The following is an 11517-nucleotide window of genomic DNA, read 5'->3' on the forward strand; positions in this document are numbered from 1 at the left end:
CGTGGCAGTCAGTATGCCAGTCAGGCCCACCGTGACTTGCTGGCCAGGCACCAGTTGGTGGCCAGCATGAGCCGCAAAGGCAATTGCTGGGACAACGCAGTGATGGAGCGCTTCTTCCTGAACCTGAAGATGGAGCGTCTCTGGCAGCGCCGCTATGCCAATCACCAGGAAGCCATGGCCGACATCAACCATTACATCGTCGCTTTCTACAACACCCACCGGCTGCACTCCAGCCTGGGATACCGATCTCCTGCTCAATACGAGAAAGCCAACACCTGAAATGCCTTATCTCGGTGTCCACTAAAACTTGACCACAACAGGATGACGGTATGCAGGTTGCCTTCGGCATGGGATCCACAGTACTCAAGCCCCCGAGTAACAACAGTATTTCTGTCCATGGTGCTGATTACATGGGGCGCGATAAAACGGTCATGGTTCGCGCCGAGTACGACATTACGCCCGAAACCATGATCTATGGCGCATGGGGAAAACGCACCGATGACCACTTGGCCACCTTGGGGTATCCGACTGTCCAGCCTAATGGTGACTTCACGTTGAGAGCGACAACGGCCAGATATGCTTATGACACACAGGCTGGACACGCTGGATTGAACACTCGGCTCAAAACCGGTACGGTGGGCCATCAGCTTGCGTTCAGCGTCAATTATTTTGACGAAGACTATGCGTCAGCGGGTGCCGTTGGGGCACCGGGCACATCAAATATGTATCAGCCCGTTCCTTTGCCTATGCCTGTTGCTCCGGGGGCAGCGCAGAAAAGTACGGATACGCGCTTGACCAGCTTCGCGCTGGCAGACACGATTTCTTTTTATGATGATCGTCTGCAACTGACGCTAGGTCTTCGAAAACAGCAAGTCAAGACGTTCAACGTAGCCAGCAATGCCTTGTATAACAAGAGCGCAGTGACGCCCATGGCTGGTTTGGTCTTCAAACTGCGCGGCAATGTGTCTATCTACGGCAACTATATTGAGGGTCTTACCCAAGGGCCGACTGCGCCGGAAAATACAGGGCTGGACAATGCCGGCGAAGTCTTTGCTCCCTACAAGACCAAGCAACAAGAAGTGGGGGTGAAGGTGGATTGGGGTAACCTGACGACTACGCTCAGTGCTTACCAGATTGCCCGTCCTAATCCGATCACTGAGAACAACATTTACAGTCTTGATGGAGAGCAACGCAATCGCGGTATTGAATTGAATGTATTCGGCGAGCTAAACCGTTCCCTGCGTCTGCTGGCAGGTGCCACCATCATTGATACCAAAGTGACAAAAGCGGTCGGTGATACGCTTGGGAAAAAACCAAGTGGTGTTCCTGCAACTCAGTTGAAGTTTGGGACCGAATGGGATACACCATTCGTACCTGGTTTGACCCTGACGGCGCGTGCCAGCTACAGCTCATCACAATACCTTGATGGCACCAATACCAAGAAAGTGCCAAACTGGAACCGCCTGGATTTAGGGGCGCGTTATGCGACACAAATTGCTGGCAAGGATGTGGTGTTTCGTGCCAATGTCAATAATGCCTTGGACAAGGACTACTGGGCAGCAGTGAACTCAGGTTATTTGGTGTTGGGAGCACCACGCACCTGGACACTGTCCGCAACAGTGGATTTCTGACATGCGTGCTGCCACGCTGAAAGGCTGGTTGTGGGTACACAAGTGGAGCAGCCTTGTCTCGATGCTGTTCATGCTGATGCTGTGCCTCACTGGCTTACCGCTGATCTTCTCGGATGAAATCAGGGCTTGGCAGAGTCCGCCGCCCACCGTCGAAGCGGTGGCACCCGGTACTATCGCACCGGCACTGGAGACATTGGCTCATCAAGCACTGTCTGTCAGGCCAACGGGGCATATTCTGGTGAGCATGACGTTCCGTGAACATCAACCGCAAACCGTTCGAATCGTTACATCAAGCACAGGCGTGCTGCCTTCTCCTGGCATGTACATCCAGGCATTCGATCAACGCAACGGAAAGTTGTTGCCGCGCGCCGAAGCCCCCACGGGGTTCAAGTGGGTCATGCCTTTCATGCGGGTCATGCGGCAATTGCACGTTGACATGTATGCAGGGCTGCCGGGCATGTTGTTCCTAGGTTGCATGGGTTTGCTGGTATTTGTCGCAGTGGTTTCGGGTGTCGTGGTTTACGCGCCCTTCATGCACAAGCTCGACTTTGGGACGGTGCGTACCGATCGTGCGCCACGTTTGCGTTGGCTGGACTTGCACAACTTGCTGGGCATAGTGACTGTGGTATGGGTATCTGTGGTTGCGCTGACCGGCGTAATCAACACGTTGGCACCGCTTATTACCAGCCACTGGAAAGCGACGGACATGGAGCAGGTCATCAGGCCTTATCGCCAAATGCCACCCGTAGAAAACCGCATCGCGGTGGAAAAAGCCTTGACTGCTGCCCGTGCCGTGGCACCGGACATGCACTTGTTCAATTTCATTTTCCCCGGCACGGCACTCAGCAGCCCACACCACTACGCTGCGATGTACGAGGGCAATACGCCACTGACCAAGCGTGTCATGTCATTTTCTTTGGTCGATGCCAGCACAGGCGAAGTGGTTGTTTTTGTGCGCATGCCTTGGTACATGAAAACGCTTTTTGTGTCACAGCCGCTGCACTTCGGCGACTACGGTGGCCTGCCGCTAAAGATCATCTGGACGCTGCTGACGCTCATGACCATCGCAGTGCTGGGCAGTGGCATTTACCTGTGGCTGAAAAAGCCCTCGGGAGGAAAAGCCAAAATACGCCCACTCAAAAAAGCAAAGGAGTCCATCACATGAACCACTCGCTGTGGATAGTCTTCCGCTGGCCACTGCTGATTGCTGTGGTAAGCATGGTCGGTCTGATCTCGGCACTGGTGGGTGATGGCGTGTGGGATGCGCTGTCATGGGCCTCACTGGGCTTGCCTGCGGTGGGCTTCAGCCTGTGGTGTTTACTGCCTTGGGTTCACCAGTTGGTACGCAGCCGTCAAAGCGGAGTCAGCGAACCATATCAATGAGGACACAGCTTGGAACCGAAGGCGAAACCCATCTTCCAGTGGTTTTTTCTGCAAACAATTTATATCAGATCACAACGATGCGTAATGCGTCGGTGGCGCAGCATGCGATGCTATAAGTGAAAATCACCCGCAGCTTCTGGCTGGTAGAGCACTTTCTCGATGCGTATGCGGTGGGTTTGGTCTGAGATGCGCCAGTCGATGGCATCACCTTCCTGGTAACCCAGAATGGCGGTGCCGATGTCGGAGAAAACCGATAGTTTGCCAGCACTGTCGTCTGCGTCTTTGGGGTAGACCAAGGATACTTCCACTTTTTCATTGTTCAGGTGCAGCAAGGCCCTGGAATTCATCGTGATGACACTTCGCGCGACCTGTCGTGCATCGACCACGATGGCTCGCTCAATTTCGTGCTCCAACTCGAATACAGTTGGCCCCTGCTCCATCGCCACCAGATTCCTGAGCCTTGCCTTGTCGCTTTCGGTGACGTGAATTCCGGTGGGGTGGCCCACGGCATTGTCACGCAGTAGCCGAAAATAACGCGCCGAGGTCATGGAAAACGATTGCAGCGTGGGCGTTTCGCCTTGGAGCAGGAAGCCACAGCGCAGGAAGGCATTCACCGAGCGCGTGTTGTCGGGGTGAATCTTGGCGATGAGCTTTTCGGCCCGCATATCGAAGAAGGCAAGTTTCATGCCTTCGCGGATGGCACTGGCACCCAGCTTGCGACCCCAGTTGTCGCGGTTTCCGATGGCCAGAACGATTTCGCAGTCTGTGCCAGTCTTGACGAGACGCACGAACCCCACCGGCACGTCATGTCGGTCGTAGGCCATGAAGAACCGGCCACTCTGGTTGAACAAATGGGTCAGGATGGGCAACTGAACCCGGCCAATGACCTGTTCGATGAAGCGGGAGACGTGTCGCGAATCGCTCAGGTAGCGGATGACGCACTCGTCTTCCAGCCAGTCCATCAGATGGAGCGCGTTGGTCCGGGTGATTTCTGGACATAGCGCAATGAAAGGCTTACTCATATCTTCACCACATTTGGTTGCAAGAATGAAAGCCCTTCATGGCCGTGGCCATGACGGTTCTTTCAACGAAAGTCGCCATTATAGGCCGGTATGACAGGGTTCGTGAAAAATGATACGCGACAGCATAAGTTCATGCGCAGATTTTCTTTGCATGCAGAGAAATAAAATCCCTCGGAAACCACAGAGAAAGAATTTTCAACTTATTGATAAGTAAAGATAATTTTTATTATAAATTCCGCCGATGAATATGCAAATAAAAACAGATAATCACTTTTTGGCTATTCAACTTCCAGTGGTTTTCATATAAGCCGACTGCATGGTGACATCCCGAATAATGCCCTGACATTTTCGATCACCCCTTCAAATCAGGAGATTTTGGATGTCCGAGCAAGAAAAATCCCAATGGCAGTTCGACACCCTGGCGGTGCATGGCGGCTACCAGCCCGACCCCACCACCAAGGCCGTGGCCGTGCCGATTTACCAGACGACTTCGTTTGCCTTCGACAACGCCCAGCACGGGGCCGACCTGTTCGATCTGAAGGTGGAAGGCAACATCTACAGCCGCGTGACCAACCCGACCAACACGGTACTGGAAGAGCGCATTGCCGCGCTGGAAGGCGGCATCGGCGCACTTGCGCTGGCGTCCGGGCAGGCGGCCGTCACCTATTCGCTGCTGACGATTGCCGAGGCAGGCGACAACATCGTTTCTGCTTCCACGCTCTACGGTGGCACCTACAATCTGTTTGCCCATACGCTGCCGCAGATCGGCATCGAAGTGCGCTTTGCCGATACCCGCCAGCCAGAGAGTTTCGAGGGGTTGTTCGATGCCCGCACCAAGGCGGTATATGTGGAATCCATCGGCAATCCGCTGGGCAACGTCACCGACATTGCCGCGATTGCCGACATCGCCCACCGCCACGGTGTGCCGCTGATCGTCGATAACACCGTCGCCACCCCCTACCTGCTGCGCCCCTTCGAGCATGGCGCAGACATCGTGGTGCACTCGCTCACCAAGTACCTGGGTGGCCACGGCACCACGCTGGGCGGCGCGATTGTCGATTCCGGGAAATTCCCCTGGGCCGAGCACAAGGAACGTTTCAAACGCCTGAACGAACCTGAGGTGAGCTACCACGGCGTGGTCTTCACCGAAGCACTGGGAGCCGCCGCCTACATTGGCCGCGCCCGCACCGTGCCACTGCGCAACACCGGCGCGGCACTGTCGCCCTTCAATGCCTTTTTGATTCTGCAAGGCATCGAAACCCTGAGCCTGCGCATGGAGCGCATCAACGCCAACAGCCTGGCCGTGGCGCAGTTCCTGCAACAGCACGACAAGGTGGAGTGGGTCAGCTACGCGGCCCTGCCCGATCACCCCGACCATGCCCTGGCACAGAAGTACCTGGGCGGCCATGCGTCTGGCATTCTCACCTTCGGAGTCAAGGGGGGCCGTGCCGGAGGCGAACGCTTCCTCGACGCACTGCAACTGTTCACCCGACTGGTCAATATCGGTGATGCCAAGTCGCTGGCCACCCACCCCGCTTCCACCACCCACCGCCAGCTCTCGCCCGCAGAACTGGAAAAGGCCGGGGTCAAGGAAGAAACCGTGCGCCTGTCCATCGGCATCGAGCACATCGACGACCTCATCGCCGATCTGCAACAGGCACTGGCTGCCGCCTGACCCCCATCCACCATGAGTTTGCCCTCCAGGAGTCCACCCATGCCCCACCATCCCATTCGCACCCTCTCCCGTACTCTTGCCAGCCTGCTGCTGGGCACAGGCATGCTGCTGGCAGCCGTGCCTGCCAGTGCCTCGGAACCGCTGGTGATTGCCGCCGATGCCCTGCCCCATGCGCAAATTCTGCAACAGGCCAGCAAGATCGACCCCAGCCTGAAACTCAAGATCGTCGAGTTCCCGAATGGCGTCAATCCCAATGAACTGCTGGCCGGCGGTGATGTGCAGGCCAACTACTTCCAGCATGTGCCCTACCTGCGCCTTCAGGAACAGGCCCTGAAGCAAACCTTCGCCGTCGCAGCCACCGTTCACATTGAGCCGCTGGGCATCTATTCCCAAAAACACCAGAGCCTGAAGGATATTCCCAGCGGCGGCATCGTCAGCCTGCCCAACAACGCCAGCAACCTCAGCCGCGCCCTGTTCCTGCTTCAAGACAATGGCCTGATTCGCCTCAAGCCGGAGTTCAGCGACCCGGCCACGCATCTGGCCAAGCCTGCCGACATCATCGAGAACCCCAGGAACCTGACGATCAAGGAAGTCGATTCGGCCCTGCTGCCACGCACCCTGCCCGATGTGGCCCTGGCCATCATCAACGGCAACTACGCGCTGGAGGCAGGTCTCAAGCCCGCCAAGGATGCGCTGGCACTGGAGAAAGTGGCCAACAACCCGTATGCGAACGTGCTGGTGACCACCCCGCAACTGCTCAACGATGCCCGCATCCAGCAACTGACCAAGGTGCTGGAGTCGGCAGAGCTGGCCCGCTTCATTCAGAACCAGTACGAGGGTTCTGTCATTGCGGTGAATCCGCACTGACCTTCGCTGTCGTTTTCGCAAAGGCGATAGAAGGGCCAAAGGCGCAACAGCACCGCCATGGTGCCGGGCTTGTTTTCATGCTCTGCCCGGTGCCTTCTGCCGGGCAGATACAATGGGCAGGCTTCGGACATGCCAGATGCCCGCCTTCTTCGTTTTCCCCAAGCCCAACGACTATGCGCATTGCCTCTTCCCTCCGCCTTTTCCCTGCCTTCCGCCTCGGTGCCGTGGCGACTGTGGCCATTTTGCTGACCGCCTGCGCCACCCAGAACGAAGACCCGACGGCCACCTGGAACCCTGACAAAATCTACACCGAAGCCCAGGGGCAGATGAACAGCAGCGGCTACGACAAGGCCATTGAACTGCTGGAAAAACTCGAAGGCCGCGCCGCCGGAACCCCGCTGGCCCAGCAGGCACAGATCGACAAGGCCTATGCCCAGTACCGCAACGGTGACCGCGCCCAGGCCATTGCCACGCTCGACCGCTTCCTGATGCTGCACCCCACCAGCCCGGCCGCCGATTACGCGCTGTACTTGCAGGGCCTCATCAACTTCAACGATGACCTGGGCATGTTCAGCTGGCTGACCAAGCGCGACCTGTCCGAGCGCGACCAGCGCGCCGCCAAGGATTCCTTCGAGTCCTTCAAGGCTCTGGTGGAACGCTTCCCCAACTCCAAGTACGCGCCCGATGCCCACCAGCGCATGCTGTACATCGTCAATGCGCTGGCCGCCTACGAAGTCCATGTGGCCAGCTACTACTACTCGCGCGGAGCGTATGTGGCCGCCATCAACCGTGCCCAGCAGGCTTTGCAGGACTACAAGGATTCGCCCGCGCTGGTCGAGGCCCTGCACATTCTGGAACGCTCCTACGACGCGCTGGGCATGACCGATCTGCGCGACGATACCCGCCGCGTCATCCGCTCCACCCTGCCCCCAGCACCCAACGCCACCACGGATGCCGCCCCGAAACGCTCCTGGTGGAAGCTCTGGGGCGAATAAGGCAAGGGAAGGGCTTTCTCAACGCCCCTGCAATTCCGCCAGAAACCGCTGGTATAACTGGTAGCGGCTGCGGGCAATCGCACCGTGGGTCGCTTCATCTTGCACCACGGCCTGCACCGCACAGCCCGGTTCGTGAATGTGGGTGCAGTTGTGAAAGCGGCAGCCCTGGGCATGGGCGTGGATGTCTGGCATCCAGCGGGTGAGTTGCTGGGGTTGAATGTGGCGCAGTCCGAATTCCTGAAAACCCGGCGAATCCAGAATGGCGGCACGCCGGGGCGCGGCCACACCATCTTCGTTTGCATCCGGCAACCAGTACCAGGTGGTGGTGGTGGTGTGCCTGCCGCTGTTGAGTGCCTGCGAAATGGCCGCCGTCTGCGCCTGTGCCTCGGGAATCAGGCGGTTGATGAGGGTGCTCTTGCCCACTCCCGACGGCCCCAGCACCAGCGTGCGACGCTGCTGCAAACGCGCCTGCAAGGCCGCAAAGTCCGTGCCACCCGATGCCGATTCCAGCTGCAACCGCAGCACCGGGTACAGTGGCTGTGATTCGCCATCCTGCATGACGCGGTAGGCCGCCAGCCGCTGCCATGCCTGCGCGAATGCGTCGGGCACATCTTCCTTGTTCAGGCCAATGATGGCAGCAATGCCCTGCTCCTGCGCGGCAATCAGTGCCCGTGCCAGTTGCCCTTCGGAAAACACCGGCTCGGCCGCCAGCAGCACCAGAATCTGGTCGATGTTGGCCGCAAATGCCTTGGTGCGCACTTCGTCTTGCCGGTAGAACAGGTTGTCGCGCGGCAATACGGCTTCAATGGTTCCCTCCTCGCCCTGACCGGCGGGCGCGGCGCGCCACTGCACGCGGTCGCCCACCACCGCCTGGCTTTTCTTGCCGCGTGGATGGCAGATGCGGCGCGAACCATCGTCCGATTCCACCACGCAATGGCGACCGTGGCTGTTCACCACCAGACCGTGCAGCAGGGCATGGGTTTGCGTCATGTCGTGGCTCCTGTGGCTTGCGGCTGCATCCGTGCCAGCCGCTCGGTGGCCGGTGGATGCGAGTAATGGAAACGCGCATACCACGGGTCGGGCGTGAGCGTGGCAGCGTTGTCCTGGTAGAGCTTGAGCAGCGCGCTGGCCAGATGGCGGCCTTCGGTCTGGCGCATGGCGTAGGCATCGGCCTCGAACTCGTGTTTACGCGACCAGAATGCCCCCAGCGGCTGCATCAGCCCCCCCAGCACACCGGCCATCAGAGCGAACAGCAACAGCCCCAGAGCCTGCGGATGCGCCAGCACCTGGGCGTTGTCGCCCTGCACATGGATGCCCATGCCCGCAAAGAACCACGGCTGCTGCATCAGCCAGCCCAGCATTGCCAGCCCCAGCAGGCTCAGCAGCCCCATCGACAGCATGCGCTTGGCAATGTGCCGGTGCTTGAAGTGCCCGAGTTCGTGCGCCAGCACCGCTTCGACCTCGTCGGCATTGAGCTTTTGCAGCAGGGTGTCGAAAAACACCACCCGCTTGGCCGTGCCCCAGCCGGTGAAGTAAGCGTTGGCATGGGCACTGCGCCGACTGCCGTCCATCACGAACAGGCCCTTGGCGGCAAAGCCGCTGCGCTGCATCAGGGTCTCGACGCGCTGTTGCAGCACCGGGTCTTGCAGCGGCTGAAAGCGGTTGAACAGCGGTGCGATCACGGTGGGGAACAGCCACATCACCAGCGCATTGAAGCCCATCCACAACAGCCACGCCGCCAGCGGCCATGCACTGCCTGCCGAGTGTATCAGCCACAGCACGGCTGCCGCCAGTGGCGCGCCCAGCAGCAACCCCAGCAGCAGCGAACGCCCGGTATCCATCAGCCACAGCCCCAGCCGCATCCGGTTGAAGCCAAAGCCCTGCTCGATGCGGAAGGTCTTGTACCAGCCCCAGGGCAAGGCCAGCAGCATGGAGATGCCCGCAAAGACCAGCACCAGCGCGATCTGCTGCGCCAGCCCCGTGCCCATTGCCTGCCGCAAGGCCGCATTCAGGGCATCGAGGCCCCCGCCCAGCGTCCAGAACAGCAGCAGTGCGGCCGACCAGAGCAGTTCCCACAGTCCCAGCCGCACCGTGGCGACGGTGTAATCGGCCGCCTTCTGGTGGGCGGCCAGCGCGATATGCGAGCGAAAGGCGGCGGGCACGGCCCCCCGGTGCTGCCGGACATGGCGCATCTGGCGCAGTGCCAGCACCGCCTCGATCAGGCCATGCAGCAGCACCAGGGCCAGCCACGTCCATGCCAGCCCCGAGGCCAGCGGCATTGCATCCCACGACATTCCTACCATGCAGTCTCACTTACCCGGACATGCGCCCGAAAAAAACCAACCGGTGGCCGACGGACACAGCGGTTGGTACATCTTAGAACGAATGGCACTTACTTAAGCCTGTTTCCCGTCATTCCGGGCTTGACCCGGAATCCAGTGACAAAGCAAGCTACGAAAAACGAAGGTGTTTTCTCTTCACGTTGTCACTGGATTCCGGCCTGTGCCGGAATGACGGCGTTAAGTAAGCGGCATTCAGCTTAGAACCTGTTTCCGATCAGCCCTGCTGGCCGTCGCCGCCCAGCAGCGGCACGGCTCCATCCTGGCTGCTGGAGAGCAGGCCTGCCTGGGTGTAGATGCCCAGCTTGGCGCGGGTATCGACGATGTCGAGGTTGCGCATGGTGAGCTGGCCGATGCGGTCGGCGGGCGAGAATGGCGCGTCTTCCACTTTCTCCATGCTCAGGCGTTCGGGCGCGTAGGTCAGATTGGGCGATTCGGTGTTCAGAATCGAATAGTCATTGCCCCGGCGCAGCTCCAGCGTCACTTCACCGGTGACGGCGCGTGCCACCCAACGCTGGGCGGTTTCGCGCAGCATGATGGCCTGCGGGTCGAACCAGCGGCCTTGGTACAGCAAGCGGCCCAGCTTCAGGCCGTTGATACGGTACTGCTCGATGGTGTCCTCGTTGTGGATGCCCGTCACCAGTCGCTCGTAGGCTGCGTGCAGCAGGGCCATGCCAGGAGCTTCGTAGATGCCACGGCTCTTGGCCTCAATGATGCGGTTCTCGATCTGGTCGCTCATGCCCAGGCCGTGGCGGCCACCGATGCGGTTGGCCTCCAGCAGCAGTTCCACGGCATCGCCGAAGGTGCGGCCATTGAGGGCCACCGGCACGCCTTCCTCGAAGCGGATGCTCACTTCCTCGGCCTGGACTTGCACCTCCGGCTTCCAGAACGCCACGCCCATGATGGGCTGGACGATGCGGATGCCACTGTTCAAGAATTCCAGATCCTTGGCCTCGTGCGTCGCGCCCAGCAGGTTGGAATCGGTGCTGTAGGCCTTCTCGGTGGACATCTTGTAGTCGAAGCCGTTGGCGATCAGGAACTCGCTCATTTCCTTGCGCCCGCCCAGTTCGTCGATGAACTGCTGATCCAGCCAGGGCTTGTAGATTTTCAAGGCCGGGTTGGTGAGCAGGCCATAGCGGTAGAAACGCTCGATGTCGTTGCCCTTGAACGTGGAGCCATCGCCCCAGATGTTCACATCGTCTTCCTTCATGGCGGCCACCAGCATGGTGCCGGTGACGGCACGGCCCAGCGGCGTGGTGTTGAAGTAGGTGATGCCACCGGTGCTGATGTGGAAGGCTCCGGCCTGAATCGCGGCAATGCCTTCGTGCACCAGTTGCTTGCGGGCATCGATCAGGCGGGCTTTTTCCGCGCCATAGGCCATGGCCTTTTTCGGGATGGCATCGTAGTCGGATTCATCGGGCTGGCCCAGATTGGCGGTGTAGGCATAAGGGGTCGCGCCCTTTTGTTTCATCCACAGCAGTGCGGCACTGGTGTCGAGACCGCCGGAAAAGGCAATGCCGACTTTTTCGCCAGCGGGGATTGTTTGCAGAATGGTGTTGGACATGGTGTGGTGACAAATGGGGAGCGCGGCCCATGGCTTCGATG

At 59.4% G+C, this 11517-nt stretch carries 11 protein-coding genes; 7 read left to right on the forward strand and 4 right to left on the reverse strand.

The features are described 5' to 3' along the window. The 4 genes from BUE21_RS08445 to BUE21_RS08460 form a co-directional block, all read left to right on the forward strand. A partial coding sequence (locus BUE21_RS08445; RefSeq protein ID WP_143164466.1) for an integrase core domain-containing protein occupies positions 1–279 on the forward strand: 279 nt, incomplete at its 5' end. Between the two features lie 50 nt (positions 280–329). Next, complete coding sequence (locus BUE21_RS08450; protein ID WP_084523068.1) at positions 330–1631, forward strand: TonB-dependent receptor; 1302 nt, start codon at positions 330–332, stop codon at positions 1629–1631. A gap of 1 nt (position 1632) precedes the next feature. Next, positions 1633–2796, forward strand: coding sequence for a PepSY-associated TM helix domain-containing protein (locus tag BUE21_RS08455; RefSeq protein ID WP_073356255.1), 1164 nt, complete (start codon positions 1633–1635; stop codon positions 2794–2796). Beyond that, positions 2793–3014 (forward strand): hypothetical protein, encoded by a 222-nt coding sequence (locus tag BUE21_RS08460; RefSeq protein WP_073356256.1) that lies wholly within the window; start codon positions 2793–2795, stop codon positions 3012–3014. The genes BUE21_RS08455 and BUE21_RS08460 overlap by 4 nt, the downstream gene beginning before the upstream one ends. A 110-nt stretch (positions 3015–3124) precedes the next feature. Here the strand turns inward: BUE21_RS08460 and BUE21_RS08465 are convergent, their stop codons facing one another. Beyond that, the gene (locus BUE21_RS08465; RefSeq protein WP_073356257.1) at positions 3125–4036 is read right to left on the reverse strand and encodes a bifunctional GNAT family N-acetyltransferase/nucleoside diphosphate kinase regulator; all 912 of its coding nucleotides are present in this window, start codon (positions 4034–4036) and stop codon (positions 3125–3127) included. 379 nt (positions 4037–4415) lie between these two features. Here BUE21_RS08465 and BUE21_RS08470 point away from each other — a divergent pair, with 379 nt between their 5' ends. From BUE21_RS08470 to BUE21_RS08480, 3 genes are all read left to right on the forward strand, one after another. Beyond that, complete coding sequence (locus BUE21_RS08470) at positions 4416–5711, forward strand: O-acetylhomoserine aminocarboxypropyltransferase/cysteine synthase family protein (protein WP_073356258.1); 1296 nt, start codon at positions 4416–4418, stop codon at positions 5709–5711. A gap of 39 nt (positions 5712–5750) precedes the next feature. Further along, positions 5751–6578 (forward strand): MetQ/NlpA family ABC transporter substrate-binding protein, encoded by an 828-nt coding sequence (locus BUE21_RS08475; RefSeq protein ID WP_073356259.1) that lies wholly within the window; start codon positions 5751–5753, stop codon positions 6576–6578. A 173-nt stretch (positions 6579–6751) separates the two neighbouring features. Further along, on the forward strand, positions 6752–7573 hold the full coding sequence (locus BUE21_RS08480; RefSeq protein ID WP_073356260.1) for an outer membrane protein assembly factor BamD: 822 nt from the start codon (positions 6752–6754) through the stop codon (positions 7571–7573). 18 nt (positions 7574–7591) lie between these two features. Here BUE21_RS08480 and rsgA read toward each other — a convergent pair whose 3' ends face one another. The 3 genes from rsgA to argG form a co-directional block, all read right to left on the reverse strand. Continuing rightward, positions 7592–8563: a ribosome small subunit-dependent GTPase A gene (rsgA, locus tag BUE21_RS08485; RefSeq protein ID WP_073356261.1), complete on the reverse strand. Its 972-nt coding sequence runs from the start codon at positions 8561–8563 to the stop codon at positions 7592–7594. Next, complete coding sequence (locus tag BUE21_RS08490; RefSeq protein ID WP_073356262.1) at positions 8560–9867, reverse strand: M48 family metallopeptidase; 1308 nt, start codon at positions 9865–9867, stop codon at positions 8560–8562. The genes rsgA and BUE21_RS08490 overlap by 4 nt, the downstream gene beginning before the upstream one ends. A 262-nt stretch (positions 9868–10129) precedes the next feature. Then, complete coding sequence (argG, locus tag BUE21_RS08495) at positions 10130–11476, reverse strand: argininosuccinate synthase (RefSeq protein WP_073356263.1); 1347 nt, start codon at positions 11474–11476, stop codon at positions 10130–10132. Positions 11477–11517 lie beyond the last annotated feature (41 nt).

This window comes from Lampropedia hyalina DSM 16112 (assembly GCF_900129055.1).
In the GTDB taxonomy this organism is placed as follows: Bacteria; Pseudomonadota; Gammaproteobacteria; order Burkholderiales; family Burkholderiaceae_C; genus Lampropedia; species Lampropedia hyalina.

Coding starts and splice junctions, on each gene's coding strand:
- BUE21_RS08450 (WP_084523068.1), top strand. CDS start 330: ATGCAGGTTGCCTTCGGCATGGGATCCACAGTACTCAAGCCCCCGAGT.
- BUE21_RS08455 (WP_073356255.1), top strand. CDS start 1,633: ATGCGTGCTGCCACGCTGAAAGGCTGGTTGTGGGTACACAAGTGGAGC.
- BUE21_RS08460 (WP_073356256.1), top strand. CDS start 2,793: ATGAACCACTCGCTGTGGATAGTCTTCCGCTGGCCACTGCTGATTGCT.
- BUE21_RS08465 (WP_073356257.1), bottom strand. CDS start 4,036: ATGAGTAAGCCTTTCATTGCGCTATGTCCAGAAATCACCCGGACCAAC.
- BUE21_RS08470 (WP_073356258.1), top strand. CDS start 4,416: ATGTCCGAGCAAGAAAAATCCCAATGGCAGTTCGACACCCTGGCGGTG.
- BUE21_RS08475 (WP_073356259.1), top strand. CDS start 5,751: ATGCCCCACCATCCCATTCGCACCCTCTCCCGTACTCTTGCCAGCCTG.
- BUE21_RS08480 (WP_073356260.1), top strand. CDS start 6,752: ATGCGCATTGCCTCTTCCCTCCGCCTTTTCCCTGCCTTCCGCCTCGGT.
- rsgA (WP_073356261.1), bottom strand. CDS start 8,563: ATGACGCAAACCCATGCCCTGCTGCACGGTCTGGTGGTGAACAGCCAC.
- BUE21_RS08490 (WP_073356262.1), bottom strand. CDS start 9,867: ATGTCGTGGGATGCAATGCCGCTGGCCTCGGGGCTGGCATGGACGTGG.
- argG (WP_073356263.1), bottom strand. CDS start 11,476: ATGTCCAACACCATTCTGCAAACAATCCCCGCTGGCGAAAAAGTCGGC.